14 protein-coding genes and 7 tRNA genes are annotated in these 17063 nt (G+C 64.5%); 19 read left to right on the forward strand and 2 right to left on the reverse strand.

Features of this window, described 5'->3' with window-relative positions:
• Window positions 1-2 precede the first annotated feature (2 nt).
• The 18 genes from M2390_RS11215 (at window position 3) to M2390_RS11300 (ending at window position 13602) form a co-directional block, all read left to right on the forward strand.
• Window positions 3-1019: a tRNA (adenine-N1)-methyltransferase gene (locus M2390_RS11215; RefSeq protein ID WP_259178855.1), complete on the forward strand. Its 1017-nt coding sequence runs from the start codon at window positions 3-5 to the stop codon at window positions 1017-1019.
• Window positions 1020-1163: 144 nt separating this feature from the next.
• The gene (locus M2390_RS11220) at window positions 1164-2075 is read left to right on the forward strand and encodes an FKBP-type peptidyl-prolyl cis-trans isomerase (protein ID WP_259178759.1); all 912 of its coding nucleotides are present in this window, start codon (window positions 1164-1166) and stop codon (window positions 2073-2075) included.
• A gap of 124 nt (window positions 2076-2199) precedes the next feature.
• A complete protein-coding gene (locus tag M2390_RS11225; protein WP_259178760.1) occupies window positions 2200-3234 on the forward strand; it encodes a YafY family protein in 1035 nt (344 codons plus the stop codon).
• Entirely contained in the window at window positions 3231-4220 is a 990-nt protein-coding gene (locus M2390_RS11230; protein ID WP_259178762.1) for a YafY family protein, read from the forward strand. Before M2390_RS11225 ends, M2390_RS11230 begins: the two co-directional genes overlap by 4 nt.
• Before the next feature lie 77 nt (window positions 4221-4297).
• Window positions 4298-4504 carry a twin-arginine translocase TatA/TatE family subunit gene (locus M2390_RS11235; RefSeq protein WP_030143432.1) on the forward strand — a complete coding sequence of 69 codons (207 nt, stop codon included), beginning with the start codon at window positions 4298-4300 and terminating at the stop codon, window positions 4502-4504.
• A 49-nt stretch (window positions 4505-4553) separates the two neighbouring features.
• Window positions 4554-5306 (forward strand): twin-arginine translocase subunit TatC, encoded by a 753-nt coding sequence (gene tatC / locus M2390_RS11240; protein WP_121688524.1) that lies wholly within the window; start codon window positions 4554-4556, stop codon window positions 5304-5306.
• A 131-nt stretch (window positions 5307-5437) separates the two neighbouring features.
• Window positions 5438-7783: an RNA helicase gene (locus M2390_RS11245; RefSeq protein WP_259178856.1), complete on the forward strand. Its 2346-nt coding sequence runs from the start codon at window positions 5438-5440 to the stop codon at window positions 7781-7783.
• Window positions 7784-7829: 46 nt separating this feature from the next.
• Window positions 7830-9482, forward strand: coding sequence for an apolipoprotein N-acyltransferase (gene lnt, locus M2390_RS11250; protein WP_259178766.1), 1653 nt, complete (start codon window positions 7830-7832; stop codon window positions 9480-9482).
• A 62-nt stretch (window positions 9483-9544) separates the two neighbouring features.
• Window positions 9545-9617: transfer RNA gene (locus tag M2390_RS11255), tRNA-Val, on the forward strand.
• 115 nt (window positions 9618-9732) lie between these two features.
• A complete protein-coding gene (locus M2390_RS11260; protein ID WP_259178769.1) occupies window positions 9733-10191 on the forward strand; it encodes a hypothetical protein in 459 nt (152 codons plus the stop codon).
• A 199-nt stretch (window positions 10192-10390) separates the two neighbouring features.
• On the forward strand, window positions 10391-11278 hold the full coding sequence (locus M2390_RS11265) for a DUF1266 domain-containing protein (RefSeq protein ID WP_259178770.1): 888 nt from the start codon (window positions 10391-10393) through the stop codon (window positions 11276-11278).
• A complete protein-coding gene (locus M2390_RS11270; protein ID WP_259178771.1) occupies window positions 11266-12294 on the forward strand; it encodes a DUF3137 domain-containing protein in 1029 nt (342 codons plus the stop codon). The genes M2390_RS11265 and M2390_RS11270 overlap by 13 nt, the downstream gene beginning before the upstream one ends.
• A 153-nt stretch (window positions 12295-12447) precedes the next feature.
• A tRNA-Gly gene (locus M2390_RS11275) sits at window positions 12448-12519 on the forward strand.
• Between the two features lie 196 nt (window positions 12520-12715).
• Window positions 12716-12787 (forward strand) — tRNA-Gly (locus tag M2390_RS11280).
• Between the two features lie 79 nt (window positions 12788-12866).
• Window positions 12867-12938 (forward strand) — tRNA-Val (locus tag M2390_RS11285).
• A 368-nt stretch (window positions 12939-13306) separates the two neighbouring features.
• A tRNA-Gly gene (locus tag M2390_RS11290) sits at window positions 13307-13378 on the forward strand.
• 57 nt (window positions 13379-13435) lie between these two features.
• Window positions 13436-13509, forward strand: a tRNA-Cys gene (locus M2390_RS11295).
• An 18-nt stretch (window positions 13510-13527) separates the two neighbouring features.
• Window positions 13528-13602: transfer RNA gene (locus tag M2390_RS11300), tRNA-Val, on the forward strand.
• Between the two features lie 116 nt (window positions 13603-13718).
• Here M2390_RS11300 and M2390_RS11305 read toward each other — a convergent pair.
• Complete coding sequence (locus M2390_RS11305; RefSeq protein ID WP_259178772.1) at window positions 13719-14540, reverse strand: hypothetical protein; 822 nt, start codon at window positions 14538-14540, stop codon at window positions 13719-13721.
• A gap of 324 nt (window positions 14541-14864) precedes the next feature.
• Here M2390_RS11305 and M2390_RS11310 point away from each other — a divergent pair, with 324 nt between their 5' ends.
• The gene (locus M2390_RS11310; protein ID WP_259178773.1) at window positions 14865-15479 is read left to right on the forward strand and encodes an ECF transporter S component; all 615 of its coding nucleotides are present in this window, start codon (window positions 14865-14867) and stop codon (window positions 15477-15479) included.
• On the opposite strand, the gene M2390_RS11315 is transcribed toward M2390_RS11310, so the two are convergent.
• A complete protein-coding gene (locus M2390_RS11315; protein WP_259178775.1) occupies window positions 15476-16963 on the reverse strand; it encodes a carboxylesterase/lipase family protein in 1488 nt (495 codons plus the stop codon). The genes M2390_RS11310 and M2390_RS11315 overlap by 4 nt on opposite strands.
• Window positions 16964-17063 lie beyond the last annotated feature (100 nt).

Here is a 17063-nt window from a genome sequence, read left to right on the forward strand (position 1 = left end):
GCATTGTCCCCGGCACCGAGCGGGCCCTCAACTCCGGCCCCTTCCGCCTTGGCGACCGCGTCCAGCTGACCGGCCCCAAGGGCCGCAAGAACACCTTTGCGCTGGAGGAGGGTGGCGAGTTCCACTCCCACCGCGGCGTGATTCAGCACAGCGCGATCATCGGCCTGCCCGACGGTTCGGTTGTGGTGAACTCCGCCGAGGAGGAGTACCTGGCGCTGCGCCCGCTGCTGATCGACTTCGTGATGTCGATGCCGCGTGGTGCCGCAATCATCTACCCCAAGGATGCCGCCGCCATCGTCGGTGACGCCGACATCTTCCCCGGTGCCACCGTGGTGGAGGCCGGTGTGGGATCGGGTGCGCTCTCGCTCTGGCTGCTGCGCGCGATCGGTCCGCAGGGCACCCTGAAGTCCTATGAGCGTCGCGAGGAGTTTGCCGACGTTGCCCGGGCAAACGTGACCACCTTCTTCGGCTACACCCCGGAGAACTGGTCGATCACCGCCGGTGACCTGGCCGAGACCCTCCCGCAGACCACCGAGCCCGGAACCGTGGACCGCATCGTCCTGGACATGCTGGCCCCCTGGGAGTGCATCGACGCCTGCCTGGACGCCCTCGTGCCCGGCGGCGTGCTGCTGTGCTACGTGGCCACCGTGACCCAGCTGTCCCGCGTGGCCGAGGCCATGCGCGCCACCGGCCGGGTAACCAACCCCAGCTCGAGCGAGAGCATGGTGCGTGGATGGCACGTCGAGGGCCTGGCCGTGCGTCCGGATCACCGGATGATCGCCCACACCGGCTTCCTGATCACCGCCCGCAAGCTTGCCGACGGCACGATCATGCCCGAGCTCAAGCGTCGAGCCTCCAAGACCGAGTTCAGCGCCGAGGACGTCGAGGCGTGGACCCCCGGATCGCTGGGTGTGCGTGAAGCCAGCGACAAGTCGCTGCGCAAGCGTGTGCGTGAGGCTCAGGCCGCGGCCGAATCCTCGCTGAGCCGCGATTTTGATGCGGATGCCGCTCAGGACTAGTCCCTCCGGGTGCACGCGGCGGCGACTCGCCGCGTGCACCCTTTCCCGTTCGCGTTCAATCCACAGCATCCGGTCACCTAGACTGGTCTGACGATCGCGTTGACTTTTCGACCGCTTCCTATTCCTGACCCAAAGTGAGGTACCGTGCGCACCACCCCCGCACTCATCGTCGCCGCAGCGCTGCTGGTTGGCGGCGGCTTGACCGCGTGTTCCACCGTCGCCCCGTCGGCTGCCGACTGCAAGCCCTCGATGTCGTCGGGGAAGGCCTCGGAAGACATCAAGACCAGCGGGAAGGCCGGTTCGGTCGCCAAGGTCGAGATTCCGACCCCGCTGTACGTGGGCAAGGGTGCCGGTCAGCGCACGGTTGTGCGTGAGGGCACCGGAATCCCGATCACCGGCAACCAGGTGATCACCATGAACTTCTCGCTCTACAACGGTGAGAACGGCGAACTGCTGCAGTCCAGCGAGCAGACCGGACCGCAGCCCTACCTGGTAGACAGCCTGCCCGAGCAGTTCCGCCCCGCCCTCGAGTGCGCTCAGGCCGGATCACGCATCGTCTCGGCCGTGGGCTCGCAGCAGTCCGAGGGCAACTCGCCCGCCGTCGTGTTTGTGGCCGACATCACCTCGGTGCTGCCCGACCGCGCCTATGGACGGGATGTCCCGGTTGTCGGTTCGGGTTTCCCGAGCGTTGTCAGCGCACCGGATGGCACCCCGGGTCTGACCATCCCCAAGAGCAAGTCCCCGGACGAGCTCAAGGTGGCCACCCTGATCAAGGGTGACGGTAAGGAGCTCGGCGCGAAGGACACCTTCGCGATGAACTCGACCGTGGCCAGCTGGAACGAGCGCTCGATCATCTCGACCACCTGGACCTCGAAGACCCCGCAGGTGGCGCAGCTGGATAAGCTGGGCAAGGGCCTGTCCGAGGCACTGAAGGGCCAGACCATCGGATCGCGCGTGCTGGTGGTTGTGCCGCCGAAGCTGCAGGATCCCGCCGAGCAGGGCAACGGAAGCGCCATCATCTACGTGGTGGACATTCTGGGTACCGTCTCGGTCTAGTCAGTTCTCCAAATACGCCGCATCCCTCAACGGGGTGCGGCGTATTTTTGTCTCCGGCACCCGGCCATGCGCCGCGCCCGACACGAATCAACCACCGGCCGTCACAACACGCTAAACTGAATACGTGTTCGAATCTACTCGCGCCACCCCGCCCCGTGTTCCCGTTGAGGAACGGCTCTTCAGTCTTGTCCTTGCGCTGCTCGCAAGTGAACAGGGGCTGACCAAAGCCGAAATTCTCTCCACCGTGCAGGGATATCGCCAGCGCTTTGTGCGTGGTGGGGACAACACCTCGCTCGAACGTCAGTTCGAACGCGATAAGGATGACGTGCGTGAGCTGGGTATTCCACTGGAGACCGTGGAGCCTCCGGGGGAGAGCGGCAACAACCAGCTGCTGCGCTATCGCATCCCCAAGGGTGAATACGATCTGCCCGCCGAGGTCACCTTCTCGCCGGCCGAGATTGGGGTGCTCTCGCTGGCCGGAACCGTGTGGCGCGAGGGCTCGCTCTCGGATGAATCGCAGCGTGCGCTGCATAAGCTGCGTGCGCTGGGGGTCGAGTCCTCGGACCCGCTGATCGGCTACGCGCCGCGACTGCGCACCCGGGAGAGCGCGTTTGCGCCGCTCAACACGGCGATGGATCGCAGGCTTGAGGTCACCTTCGACTACCTCAAGCCCGGTGACGAACACGCGCGCCGCCGCCGTGTGGCCCCGCTGGCCCTGGTGCAGCATGAGGGTCGCTGGCATGTGCACGGTATCGATCGAGATGCCGAGGGGCCGCGTACCTTCCTGCTTTCGCGCATCCTGGGGGCGGTGACCACAACCCGTCGTTCGTTCACCGAAGACAACGCGGGTAGCGCCGATCGCGCCCTGGCGGACCTGCGCGCGCTTTATGAGAGTCAGTGTGCGCTGCTGGATGTGCGCCCGGACACCGAGGCTGCCCGTCGCCTGCTCACCCGTGCGCTGGATCGCGATGATGCCCCGCTGCGGGTCCACTACACCGATGTCAATGTATTTGCCGATGAGCTCGCGGGCTATGGTCCCGAAGTGTTGGTGCGGGAACCCGCGGCATTGCGGGACGCGGTGATTGAACGTCTGCGGCGAACGCTGCGCAACCACACGGCGCAGGCCGTATCCGATCGATCCGAGGGGGAGTCTCGATGACCAAGTCCACCGCCCGCGCCGGTGCCGGGCTTCAGGGGCGCGACCGCCTGGCGTTCCTGCTGGTGTTGGTGCCCTATCTGATCGAGCATGAGCAGGTCAGTGTGGCCACCGCCGCCGAGCACTTCGGGGTGAGTGAGGCGCTGATTCGTGAGTCCGTGGCGCTGATTGCGGTCTCCGGTGTTCCTGGGGAGACCAGCGCCTATCAGCATGAAGACCTGTTCGATATCGACTGGGATCTGTTTGAGCAGCGCGACCAGATCGTGCTCACCCGGCTCGTGGTCATCGACGATTCCCCGCGCTTCTCGGCGCGGGAGGCGGCCGCGTTGATCGCCGGGCTGCAGTATCTCTCGGCGCTGCCGGGTTCGGCCGATGACGAGGTGATCGGCTCGCTTATGTCCAAGCTGGCGATCGGTTCCTCCGGTCGCCCGACCGAGGTGGCCGTGGCCGCGAGCCCCGCCACCGCCGCTCTGGTGCCCGTGCGGGATGCCCTCGCACAGCGTCGCGAGCTGAGCTTTGACTACCTCTCGGCCGACGGCCGGACCGAGCATCGGACCGTGGACCCGCTGCGGGTGGAGTCCCTGGACCGCGACTGGTACCTGCGTGGCTGGTGTCACCTGCGCCAGGCCGTGCGTACCTTCCGCATCGATCGAATGAGCGGGGTCGAGATCGGCGAGAATCAGGCCCAGCACGGTGCCGACGACCTCAGCGTGCCCTCCGATTTCTTCCAGCCCTCGGCAACCGATCTCACGGTCACCATCAACATTGAGACCGCGGCGCTTCCGATGATCGCCGAGTTCTTTACCGCCGACTCTCAGGTGCGCGAGGTGGGCAATCGCTCGCTGGTCAACCTGCGGCTTGGTCATGTGCACGGTTTCAAGCGCGTGGTGGCGGGGCTGGGAGGCCTGGCCGAGGTGACCGATCCGGGAACCGCCCGCGAGGAGGTCGCCGCCTGGTCGCGTGAGGCGCTGGCCGGATACGGGCTGTAATCGACCTCACTGCGCTTCGCTCGGATTCGCGATAGACTCGATGTGTACGTACGTGTACACCAACCAGAGGATTTCCCATGCAAAACCTGCTCGCCGGATGGCACCTGCCCGTCCTGCTGTTCATCATTCTGCTGATCTGGGGCGCGCCGAAGCTTCCCGGCCTGGCTCGCAGCCTGGGGCAGTCGATGAACATCTTTAAGAGCGAAATCCGTGCCGGCAAGAAGCCCGAGGGTGACTCCACCCCGGCTGAGCCGACCGCGGACGACGCTCCGACCAAGAACTAAGCCCGTCGTGGCGGTTAGCGCCAAGCCGGTGAAAAACCGGGAGGGACGCATGTCCCTCGGCGCGCACCTCAGAGAGTTCCGCAAGCGTCTCTTCATCAGCGCCCTCGGCATCGTCCTGGCGATGATTGTTGGGTTCATCTTCTCCCGGCAGGCGATTGCGGCAATCTCCCAACCGATCAAGCAGCTCAGCACCACCGGCACGGCGCTGCTGAACTTTGATACGGTCACCTCACCATTTGACCTGCAGATGAAGGTGGCACTCACGATCGGTGTGGTGCTGTCCTCTCCGGTGTGGCTCTCGCAGATCTGGGCGTTTTTTATGCCCGCGCTGACCCGCAAGGAAAAGCTCTACGCGGCCGGCTTTGTGGGCGCGGCAATTCCGCTGTTTCTTGCCGGCTGTGTTGCCGGGTGGCTGGTGTTTCCGCACATCGTCGAGGTGATGGCGTGGTTTACCCCCGAGGGTGCCGCGAACATCTATCAGGCGGGTTACTACTACGACTTCGTGCTGCGGCTCATCCTGGCCGTGGGTATCGCCTTCGTGCTGCCGGTGCTGCTGGTGCTGCTGAACTTTGTGGGGGTTCTGAGTGCGAAGGGCATCATCGGGGGATGGCGTTGGGCCATCCTGATCATCGCGCTGTTCTGCGCGGCGGCCACTCCGGCCGCGGATATCGCCTCGATGTTCCTGCTCGCGATCCCGATGGTTGTGCTGTACTTTGGCGCCTGGGCAGTTGCCTGGATGCATGATCGGCGGGTGGCCAAGCGTGATGCGGCCGCCGCCCTGGACCCGGAAGGCGCAAAATGACCACCTCGCCCCCTGAGCCCGCAGCAACTCCGATTACCGATCAGGTGTTTGATGCCGGGCTCTCGGCCGAGGTAGCTCCGGTGGTGGCCCCCGAACGTCCCGATGTGGTGGGACCGGTGGCGACCGCCTTTATGCAGGGTCAGAAGTTTGCGCTGGATCCGTTCCAGCGTGCCGCGGCAATCAGCGTCGAGGCGGGTAACGGTGTTCTGGTTGCCGCCCCCACCGGTGCCGGTAAAACCGTGGTGGCCGAGTTCGCGATCTTCGCGGCGATGCAGACCGAGAAGCAGAAGGTGTTTTACACCGCGCCGATGAAGGCGCTGAGCAATCAGAAGTATTCCGAGCTGGTGGAAACCTACGGAGCCGATCAGGTGGGTCTGCTCACCGGAGATGCAAACATTAACTCCGGTGCCCGCATCGTGGTGATGACCACCGAGGTGCTGCGCAACATGCTGTATGCGGGCTCGTCGCTGCTGAATAATCTGGCCTATGTGGTCATGGATGAGGTGCACTACCTGGCCGACCGCTTCCGCGGGGCGGTGTGGGAGGAGGTCATCATCCACCTGCCGCGCTCGGTGCGACTGATTGCGCTGTCGGCCACGGTGTCCAACGCCGAGGAGTTTGGCGACTGGCTGCAGGCCGTGCGTGGCAACACCGAGGTCATCGTCTCCGAGGCGCGCCCGGTTCCGCTGGACCAGCACGTGCTGGTGCGCGGCAAGCTCGTGGACATGTTCGAAACCGAGTTCCGTGGCGATACCCGCACCGTTAATCCCGAGTTTATTCGGATGGCGCACGGCGGCTTCCAGGGGTCCTCCCGCGGCCGTGGCCGTCGGGAACGCGACCGCCGTCCGCGCCGCCCCCTGCCCGGTAGCGGCCAGCTGGATCGCGCGGGTCTGGTGGAGCTGCTGGGTGAAAACGACCTGCTGCCGGCCATCTTCTTTGTGTTCAGCCGCAACGGCTGCGATCAGGCGGTGCGCCAGGTGCTGCGCACCGGTGTCCGGCTGACCACGGCCGAGGAGCGTCGAGAGATCCGCTCGATCGTCAACGACCGCACCCGGACGCTGCGTGACGAGGACCTCGCGGTGCTCGACTTTTGGCGCTGGCGCGACGGGCTGGAGCGCGGCGTCGCCGCCCACCACGCGGGTCTGTTGCCGGCCTTCAAGGAGGTCGTGGAAGAACTCTTCCGCCGCAAGCTGGTCAAGGTCGTTTTTGCGACCGAGACGCTGGCGCTGGGCATCAACATGCCCGCGCGTACCGTGGTGCTGGAAAAGCTGGAGAAGTTCAACGGTGAGGCCCGCGTGCCAATCACACCGGGGGAGTACACCCAGCTGACCGGTCGTGCCGGGCGTCGCGGGATCGATGTTGAGGGCCACGCGGTGATCCACTGGCGAGAGGAGCTCAACGCCGAGGCCGTGGCCTCGCTGGCCTCCAAGCGGACGTATCCGCTGCGCTCAAGCTTCCGGCCGACCTACAACATGGCCGTCAATCTGATCGATCAGTTTGGTCGCAACCGGACCCGCAACATTCTGGAGTCCTCGTTCGCGCAGTTCCAGGCCGATCGTGCGGTCCTGGGTCTCGCCCGTCAGGTTCAGGAGCAGCGTGCCTCGCTCGCGGGCTACGCCGAGTCGATGACCTGCCACCTGGGTGATTTTGCCGAATACTCGCGTATTCGCCGTGAGCTGACCGATATCGAACGCAAGTCCAATGAGCACGGCTCCAAGGCCACCCAGCGCCGTCGTCAGGACCGTCTGACCGAGCTGCGCGGGCAGATGCGCGAGCACCCGTGTCACCGCTGTCCCGAACGGGAACAGCATGCACGCTGGGCCGAGCGCTGGTGGAAGCTGAAGCGCTCCACGGACTCGCTGACCCGGCAGATCAACGAGCGCACCGGTGCGGTGGCCCGGGTCTTTGACCGGGTGACCGACGTGCTCAAGGACCGCGAGTATCTGGTCAAGGATGATAACGGGGCCCTGGTGCTCAGCGAGAGCGGTCGGATCCTCAAGCGCATCTATGGTGAACGGGACCTGCTGGTTGCCGAATCCCTGCGCCGTGGACTCTGGCGCGAGCTGGATGCTCCTCAGCTGGCCGCGATGGCCTGCGCGCTGGTTTATGAACCGCGCCGGGATGAGGGCAACCTTGATGAGCGCGATCTCCCCGGTGGCGCGTTCCGCGATGCGCTGCGCGCAACCGAGGAACTGTGGTCGACGCTGGATGATACCGAGCGAGCCCACCAGCTTCCCGGCAGCGAGCCGCTTGCTACCGGACTCTCGCACGCGATGTTTGAGTGGGTGCGGGGACGCGACCTGGATCAGGTGCTGCGCGAGGCCGATATGGCCGCCGGCGACTTTGTGCGCTGGTCCAAGCAAACCATCGATCTGCTGGATCAGCTGGCCAATGTCGCGGACCCCGAGGTTGCGACCGTTGCCCGTCGTGCGCTGAACGGTGTGCGTCGCGGCATCGTTGCATACAGCTCGGTCTGATAGAAGTTGAGGGACCCGCGCACCGCGCGGGCAGGAAGATGCGTGAATGACACAGCGGTTTATCCCCGATTTTTCCGGCGCGAGCGTGCTCGCCGACGGCCGCTGGCGGCGCTTCCTGCGTCCCGCTCCGCTGCCGGGTGAGACCTCTCGGCTGAGCGCGGAGACCCCCTGGGTGCGCTGGCCGCTGGCTCTCCTGCTGGCGCTGGGAACCGGTCCGGTGCTCGCCTCGGCGTTTCCCGCGCTGGGCTGGTGGCCGCTGACCTTTGTGGGCGTAATCATGATTGTGCTCGCGGTCATCGGCCGCGGGTTCTGGATGGCCACCGGGCTCGGGATCCTCGCCGGTGTTGGATTCTATCTGACGCTGGTGTCCTGGACCGCGCTGTATCTGGGCCCGGTACCGTGGCTTGCGCTCTCGGTGTTGGAGGGCATCATCTTTGGCCTGGGTGCCGGGTGCATCGCCGTGGTAGCCCGACGCATTCCGCGGATCTTTTCGCCGCGAGTCGCCTGGGCCGTGACGCCGATGGCCATCGCGACCGTGTGGATCACCCGCGAGGAGATCGCCGGAAACTGGCCCTATGGCGGGTTTGCCTGGGGTCGACTGATTCTCGCCCATGCCGAGAGCCCGTTTGGGACGCTGGTGAGCTGGGTGGGCTTTACCGGAGCCTCGTTTGTCCTGGCGCTGCTGCCGGTGGTGTTCCTCTACTTCTGGCGTTCGGGAATCGCTCACCGTCCGGCGCGTGCGCTGCTGCCCGCGTTGATCGTGGCCGCGCTGCTTGCGGTTCCGCTCGCACAGACCGAGCAGATCGGTACCAGCCGGATCGCCGCGGTCCAGGGCAATGGTCCCGCCGGATATTTCGATAAGCGTGAGCCGGGAGATGTGTTGCAGAGTCAGCTCAAGGCATCCCTGCCGCTGCTGGATAAGCGACCGGATATGGTGGTCTGGCCCGAGAACGGATCGGATCTGAACCCGATGCTGGATCCGCGTGCCTCGCAGGCGCTCAATTCGCTGGGTCAGCTGCTGGATGCCCCGATCATCACCGGCACCATCACCCAGCGGGACGGTAACTACTACAACACCTCGCTGATGTGGGAAGCGGGCCAGGGGCCGCTGGACGGCTATGACAAGGTGCGCCCGATTCCCTTTGGCGAGTATGTGCCCGACCGCTCCTTCTGGGAACCGCTGGCCCCGGACCTGATCGGGCTGATCGGGCGAGACTACACCCCGGGTACTCGGGACAACGTATTCGACGTGCGGGGGACCATCGCGGCCATTTCGATCTGCTTCGACATCGTGGATGACAACCTGCTGCGCGAGGGTGTGGAGCGCGGCGCCCAGGTGATTCTGGCCCAGACCAATAACGCGGACTTCGGCAAGACCGCCGAGAACGAGCAGCAGCTGGCCATCGCAAGACTGCGCGCGCTGGAAACCGGCCGGGCCCTGGTGAACATCTCCACCGTGGGGACCAGCCAGACCGTGGATGCCAACGGGAACACGCTGGCCGAGATTGCCCCGTATCAGCCCGGATACATGATCGCCGACGTGCCGCTGTACCGGGGGATCACCCCGGGTGTTACCTGGGGGCAGACCCTGCAGATCATCCTGGGCTGGAGCGGTGCGATGATGATCGCCGGCGCGCTGATCTTCGGCACCCGGCGGCGCACCCGCCCGAGCGCGACACGCGTACCCCCACTCGATTAGGAATGCGCCCGGGCCATCAGATAAAGTATTGATGTGCCCGGGAACGGGTTCACAACTCAAAAGGGCGATTGGCGCAGTTGGTAGCGCGCTTCCTTCACACGGAAGAGGTCATCGGTTCGAGTCCGGTATCGCCCACAAAATTACCCCGCATCCAATGGTGCGGGGTTTTGTGTTTTCCGGGAGGGAGCCGGCGGAGTGTGTGCGGTTCGGGGCTCTTGTCTCGTCTTGTGATGGTGCGTATGCTGGCCCCGTGAGCCGTCGATATCCACCTCGCGCCTATCGCTTTGCCGATCAGGAGTCCTGGCCGTGTGAGACGGACCCCGATTCCGGCCTGGAAATCGTGGTGCCACCGTTCGCGACGATGCAGCAGGCGCGTCGGCGGAGGAACCTGGAAGATGCGGGGCAGCTTCGAGAAATTCGCCTGTCTCCCGGCTGGGGGAGCGAGTGGCCGCTCTGGGAATCCATCGATGGGCCGCGGTCTCCTCGCGAACTCGGTCTCAGTGACACGCTTGCGGCCAGGCTCAAACCGTGGACAGATTTTTGGCGGACGGTCGCCGACCTCTCGCTGAATCAGGATTCATCTAGCGGACCACAACTCCCTCCGCAGTGGTTTGAGGCGGGAGAAATCCTGGTTCACGCGATAGCGGTAGAGCTCTGGCCGGTCGCGAATGTGTTCCCGCAGTTCCGTAATTATCACCGGCCCCTGTGACGCGAGACTGTGCCCTCGATAGCCGGTTTCCGACAGTGTGACGTAGTGTCGCAGCGAGCGTGCGGATTGCGACAGGTTTTCTTTTTTCGAGGCACCGGCTGGATATTGTTCTTGTGTTCTAGGGCGCGGTGAGTATGTTTCATCACGGCGCAATACGGGGAGACGGTGAGGCGCAGGCCCGCCGCACGAAAGGGAAACCATGTCGGTTCATGCCGCACGCATCAGCACATCGATCATCGATCAAGCCATCGGGTGGGTGATGGACAATTGGATTCTGCTGGCGATCATCGTGGGCGTGATCGTACTGATTTTTGTGGTGCTTGCGCTGCTGCCGGCGGGAAAGGCCCATCAGAGCGATGATTTCCCCGCCGACTCCCGTGAAGCCAACGATCTGGCCCTCGGATTTATCCAGTTGCAAAACCCCATGATCGACTGGAACGATCCCACCGCCACCGAGATCGCGTCCTCAAAGAGCTTGCAGAAGGCCCTGGCCAAGCAGTGGGGGTTGAACACACGCGATGACTGGGCGGAGAACGTGCAGCGCCTCATCGGGAATCGCCGCCGCCGCACCCTGTGGCAGGAGCTGCTCGGGATTCGTGCGGGTCTGGCCGCTCGCCTCGGTCGGGTACCCACGAGTAAGGAATGGCTGACGGCCATCAGGGAGGCCGGCGGTAGCGGTAAGGGAGACGAACGTAAATTTGTCACCGGCCTGATGCACTACGAAAACAAGGCACGCAAGAGCGCGAAGAAGGGTGGCCTGTTTGAGGCTGGAGACCTGGTGACCAGCCTGGACGGCTATGCGCTCGGACAGGCCGTGGCCGTGTGCGTCTGGAGTGTGGGCATGGGGCTGATTACCCGCGAGGAGTCGGCCCAGGCCATCCGTGAGATCAATGCCATCGCCCGGGCCGAATTCGACTCCTGGGCCGCGTTTGGGCGCAGCTATGTCCTCGGACGCACCATGCACTGGTCCGACGCCGAGGTTGAGGACGAGTTCGAAACCAAGCAGACCTTTGAGATGGTTGCCTTTGCCCGCGCGATGAACGGGGACCGTAACGGCCCGTGGGGAAACCTGGCGTGGAAGGAATAGGCCACCCGGGCGATTCCCTGGATGCGCCGATTCGGCTGCGGGACTTTACCCGACTGGGGAAATTCGCACAGGTGCCGTGGTGGGGCAGGCTCACCGCGGTAAGTATCTTTTCGCTGCTGGGGCTCCTGGCCGTCTTCGCGATTGCCGCGGTGTTGATCGTTTTGTTAGAGGATGCGCCGCCGTGGATCCCGCTGGCGATCGTCTCCGCCTGGGGCCTGATCCTGATCGTCAGCTACGTGCACTGGCTGCTGGGGGCGGCTCACCGCACCCGACTGGCACGCTTTGCGCTGCTGAACGGGCTGGAGTACCGCGACCGTGTGATCACGCGTGGACGTCCGGGGCTCGGCTTCCCGCTCCGGGCCAAAAACGTGGAGCGTGGCATGATCCGTAACGAGTGGCTTGATATCGGCACCAATTATCCGACCAATTCGGAGCGGAACGATCGGGTCAACATCACCCGTCCCTTTGTGTTTGCGGAGATTATTTTGCCGCGAGACCTGCCGCATATGATCCTGAAGAATCCGAAGTCACGAATTCTGTCCCTCGCCGGGATGGGCCTGGGGAACCGCGTCAAGCTCGATCTCGAGGGCGACTTTCACCGCCACTTCACGCTGTATTGCCCGGCCGGATATGAACGTGACGCGCTGTACATCTTCACCCCTGACGTGATGGCTGCGGTATTGGATGTGGCGCAAAACGCCGAGGTTGAGGTGATCGAGGATCGCCTGTACCTCTACATGCGGCACACCACCCGAATCTGGCGAGCCGAGGTCATGAATTCCCTGCTGGGCTCGATCGCGCTGCTTAACGAACGGTTCGCTCGCCAGGCCAGCGTGTACCGAGATGATGATTCCGGGCAGGGCGATGGCGGCGTATCGTTTGGGCTGGCCGGTCATCGGATGACCGGAAACTCCGGAGTTTCCGCCACCGGAATCCTCGCGAGTACCGCGGTGATTTCGGTGAGCGTCCTGATCGCACTCTTCACGTTTGTGATCGCGCCGATGCTGGGCGGATAGACCAGCGGCAGGCCCGAGCCGAGGTGCGCAACCTCGGGCCTGCCGCTCCTTTTCCGGCGTGCGAAACGCCGAGGGGGGAGGGGGATTTGCATCGAATCGCCTGATGCGGATAAAGTAATGACGTACCCGGGAACGGGGACAAAAACAAAATATGCGGATGTGGCGCAGTGGTAGCGCATAACCTTGCCAAGGTTAGGGTCGCGAGTTCGAATCTCGTCATCCGCTCAGATCAAACACCGGATCGGTCAGCAGACCGATCCGGTGTTTTTGTGTGTTCGGGCATTTTTGTGGCGTGCGGGGATCTGGGTCTGCGGCGCCAGACAGGCAGACGCGCGCGAAACGCCGAAAATCGCCCTCGATTTGCAACCCCGCTCGGGGCTTCGGTAATGTCTAAGACGTAGCCGGAAACGGTAAACAAAATGCGGATGTGGCGCAGTGGTAGCGCATAACCTTGCCAAGGTTAGGGTCGCGAGTTCGAATCTCGTCATCCGCTCGGAATAAGCCTTCGGGCTGGTCTCGTACCGGCAGAGCTTTTCTCCCTATACCCTCGGGTGTAGAATAGTTTCACATTTGAGCGATTGGCGCAGCGGTAGCGCGCTTCCCTGACACGGAAGAGGTCGCTGGTTCGATCCCAGTATCGCTCACAAAAGAAAACCCCGGATGAAGTCCTCGTGACTTCTCCGGGGTTTTTGCTGTTGCGGGTTCGCGTCGATGGATGCCATTCCCGTTGCGCGACTGTCGGGGGATGAGTGACGGGGACGAGGGGCGGGGGAGTGTGGCACCGCGCCCCGAGTGTAGCCGACGGCTTCACTCTGACTTCGTCCGTGTGAGGGAAGCGCCGCGCCAGGGGACACGCCCGATGCCGTCGTTGTGTGACGGGTCGAAAATCCGCGCCATTCCGGGGATCGTGAGGGTATGCGGCGGGCGAATATTAGAAAAACACCGGTGTAATTCGCTTCGTCCCCATCGTTTCCTGTATTCTATTGATGTAGCCGGAAACGGTAAACAAAATGCGGATGTGGCGCAGTGGTAGCGCATAACCTTGCCAAGGTTAGGGTCGCGAGTTCGAATCTCGTCATCCGCTCGAGTGTTGGGAAGCGATCGAAAGATCGGTTACGGCACGCGGGTTTTACCCGCATGCGGTGGCGTGGCCGAGAGGCGAGGCAGCGGCCTGCAAAGCCGTCCACACGGGTTCGAATCCCGTCGCCACCTCCACTCAATAATTTAATACCTGAGCGATTGGCGCAGCGGTAGCGCGCTTCCCTGACACGGAAGAGGTCGCTGGTTCGATCCCAGTATCGCTCACCACAGAAAAACCCGGCAGACACAGCGTCTGCCGGGTTTTTCGCTTTTTGCGGGACACCGCTCCCCAGGGTGCGAGCGCCGCGGAGAACCGTGCTCCGCGGCGGCGCGCGCCTCGTGCGCTAGCGTTCGGGATCCACCACGCAGGAGCTGCTCATGGTCAGGCTGAGCTCGGCCCCGGAGCTTGCCTGCCCCGAATTGGCAGAACCTCGGGAGAGATCAGTTATTTGGGCCCTTCCGCTCCGGATCGCCTCAGATGCCGGGCTGAGCTGAGCATCGTGCAGCTGACCGGGCTCATCAACAATGGCGTGTAGGGATGGCTCAGTCTCATCGGGGATCAGTATCCGGAATCCCTGCTCACCCCAGTACGCCTCAAGCGGTGCCCAGTACGTGACCGGAATCGTTGTGTATCGTCGCGGCTCCGCGGTGGTCGTCTCCGTGGCACCCGCGTTGGTGGTATCCGCGTCTGTGGCCCCCTCATCCGTGGGGAGCTCGGGGAGGTGCACCGTCGCGCTCACCGATACCCATGTCCCCGCCTGAAGGTTGGACAGGGTGCAGGTCCGCTCTCCGGGCTCCGGGCCAATCGTCGTCTCGACGAGCCCCGCGGGGTCGATACCCAGCGTACGCAACCCGCCCTCCAGCAGTGTGGTCATATCCGAGGCAACATCCTGAACGTCCCACTGCTCCCGAGTGGTGGGAGGGGCGGAGCGAATTTGCGCCTGCCTGGCCTCGCTCTCCCAGGCGCTGAGCGCCGCGGGTGCCGTGGCGCTCGCACCCAGTGCGGCGATGATGATTCCGGTGATGGCGATGGCGAATGAACCACCCGAGGCCATCCGAAACGTGGTGTCGGTAGGGGGATTGCGATGGATGCGAAAGATGTCTCGTACCGCAAACGCTGCCGGTAACAGCCCGATGATCAGTGCCGCGAAAAAATTGAAAATCATGAACGTATTCAGATCCGCACTGTACGACGTGGCAACGGAAGAGGACACCTGCCCAAGGAGTAGCGCCACGAAGATGAAGGGGAATGCGATGGCTCCAAATATGAGGAGGTTCCGTGCCGACCGCGTGGGGGCTTTCGTCCCAGTAGAAACTGTGGAGGGGTGGGCTGCTTCGGTTTCCATGTTTTCAGACTACGTGGCCGCATGTGTCGATCCAGGTATCCGGACATCGCAGGGCGTCTGAGCCGTCGATTCGTGCGGTAGAGCGTCGCCCCCATTCGGGGCAAAACCTATGGCGCTGGGCGGTCGTGGAAGTACGCTGCCAGCATGACCGTCACCGCACCCAGCCTGCTCAATCGCTCGCTCCTACCCGCCCCCTGGACGCTCTCACTCCGCGTTGTGGGCATCGGCATCGTGGGCGGACTGCTGTATGGCCTGCTGGGCATTTTCAGCTACACGCTGCCGCACAGCGACGACGTGACCATTCGTCCGGCCATCGCCGTGCTCGTTTTCCTCGGCATTCGGTTCGGTCCCATTGCCGGTGGCCTGGTGGGTCTCATCGGAAACCCCATCGTCGACCTTCTCCAGGGCTCGTCCGTCTGGACATACTGGGACTGGCACCTGGCCAACGCCCTCGTGGGTGTCATCGCCGGTCTTGCCGCGTTCTACCTGAAGCCCTCGACGAGTACCCGCGGTGGCATCGTCCGGCTGAGCATCATTTCGATCGTGGCCCTGGTCTTTGGGTTCGCCCTCACCTTCTTCGACCTGCTGCGCGGTGAGGGTGGCAACTCCTGGTGGGCTGGATCCTACCTGCCCACGGTCGGCTGGAGCCTCGTGGTGTGCCTGCCGCTGGTCCCCATCCTGGAGAGTGGATGGCGGCCCGTGCTGCCGTTCGACCGCGAGACACGAAACGGTGCTGCCCCCGTGCCGGACGAGCGCTAGGCCAGATCCCGAGCGAGGGACGCGCGCTCCGGTTCCCGAGGCCCGTGCACGGTCTCAATCACCGGGCGTCCGGGAGCGCCCACCACTCCCACCGGGCGGGAGGCATCCCACTCGGGCCAGCCGGGGGTCTCACCGCGGATAAACGCCACCCAGGCACCGTGCATGGCCGTGGCTACGTCCTGCGACGGCCGCGCACCGGTGTAGGGGAGTGCGGCGGGGTCATCCAGCCGGTCAAACACAAACGGGATTTCCAGGGCGTGCCCCGCGCGAATGTCGTGTACGGGGGTGGGCCAGGCAAACTCACACACGTGGGTGCTAGCCCCGTGGCTCAGCCGCGCATCGGCTGCCGCATACGCGGGCACGCGCAGCATCAGATCGGTGGTCACCTCGCCCAGCGTCTCGCCGGGCCTGCTCTCCGGACGTGCGCGCCGGAACACGCGGATCGTGCGGGCACTCACGCCAAACCGCAGGCGTGCGGCGGTGATGTGCCAGCGCCGAATTCGATTCACCAGTCCATCCGGTACAAACCACAGCCGGTACTCGTCTCGACACGTGCTGAGGAGGAGGGGAATGTCGGCGGCGACGCCGGCGGCCAGCGCCGCATCGGGGGAGACCGGGATCAGCTCCGGGTCGGTGCTGATCTGAAAGGCCGCGCCCCCGGTGAGTGGCGAGGAGGATGCCTCCACCCGATTCTGTACGGCCAGGAGTTCGGCGAGAGAGAGTTCGGCAAACGCCTCCCTGGTGGCGGGAATGCGCAGCGTGCGCGCGATCGCACGGGCGAACCGCGCACCCTTGTGCGCCGAGTCCGTGTGCAGCGGCCCGGACTGGACGATCACCCGATGGATGAGTCCGCGTGTTTCCGGCGACACCATGAGGGCCGCGGCCGAGGCACCACCGGCAGATTCGCCACACACGGTGACCCGCTCGGGATCGCCACCGAAGTGGGCGATATTCTCCGCCACCCAGCGCAGGGCCGCCACCTGGTCATGAATCCCCAGGTTCAGCGGTGCGCCGTCCAACACCGAGAACCCCTCGGCACCCAGCCGGTAGTTGACCGAGACCACAACGATGCCGTCGCGGGCAAACGCGGTGCCGTCATACAGGGGAACCGCATTGGACCCGCGGGTCAGCGAGCCGCCGTGGATCCACACCAGCACCGGTGCGGGGGCGGCGGGCGCGTGTGGTGCCCAGATTGAGACCGTCAGGAAATCGGGTCCCTCAATGATCGGATTGGGAAGCAGCTCGTGCAGCGCCCCGAGGTACGGGGCCTGCGGCGAGGTTGCACCGGGAAGGGTCGCATCGCGCTCACCCGTCCAGGGCGACACCGGTGCCGGAGGGGCAAAGCGGTTCTCGCCCACCGGCGGTGCGGCATAGGGCACCCCGAGAAAACGGGCGATCCCGCCGCGTACGCTCCCGCGCAAAACCCCCGTCGCAAGGTTCACCCGCACGAGAGAATCGGATGGAACGGGGGAATCTACGGTCACGGGGTGCTCCTTCTCGGGGCGGGTGTGAACCCGGCGGTATTCCTGCGAGTGTATCGAGGTGCACCGGCAATGGCACACACCGCGCGTGGGGTCCGCAGGG

Origin of the sequence: Mycetocola sp. BIGb0189 (assembly GCF_024810155.1) — a bacterium.
Taxonomy (GTDB): Bacteria; Actinomycetota; Actinomycetes; order Actinomycetales; family Microbacteriaceae; genus Mycetocola; species Mycetocola lacteus.

Excerpts from the sequence above, each read along its gene's own strand:
- M2390_RS11230 (WP_259178762.1), top strand. The coding sequence starts at position 3,231 with ATGACCAAGTCCACCGCCCGCGCCGGTGCCGGGCTTCAGGGGCGCGAC.
- M2390_RS11235 (WP_030143432.1), top strand. The coding sequence starts at position 4,298 with ATGCAAAACCTGCTCGCCGGATGGCACCTGCCCGTCCTGCTGTTCATC.
- tatC (WP_121688524.1), top strand. The coding sequence starts at position 4,554 with ATGTCCCTCGGCGCGCACCTCAGAGAGTTCCGCAAGCGTCTCTTCATC.
- M2390_RS11245 (WP_259178856.1), top strand. The coding sequence starts at position 5,438 with ATGCAGGGTCAGAAGTTTGCGCTGGATCCGTTCCAGCGTGCCGCGGCA.
- lnt (WP_259178766.1), top strand. The coding sequence starts at position 7,830 with ATGACACAGCGGTTTATCCCCGATTTTTCCGGCGCGAGCGTGCTCGCC.
- M2390_RS11265 (WP_259178770.1), top strand. The coding sequence starts at position 10,391 with ATGTCGGTTCATGCCGCACGCATCAGCACATCGATCATCGATCAAGCC.
- M2390_RS11305 (WP_259178772.1), bottom strand. The coding sequence starts at position 14,540 with ATGATTTTCAATTTTTTCGCGGCACTGATCATCGGGCTGTTACCGGCA.
- M2390_RS11310 (WP_259178773.1), top strand. The coding sequence starts at position 14,865 with ATGACCGTCACCGCACCCAGCCTGCTCAATCGCTCGCTCCTACCCGCC.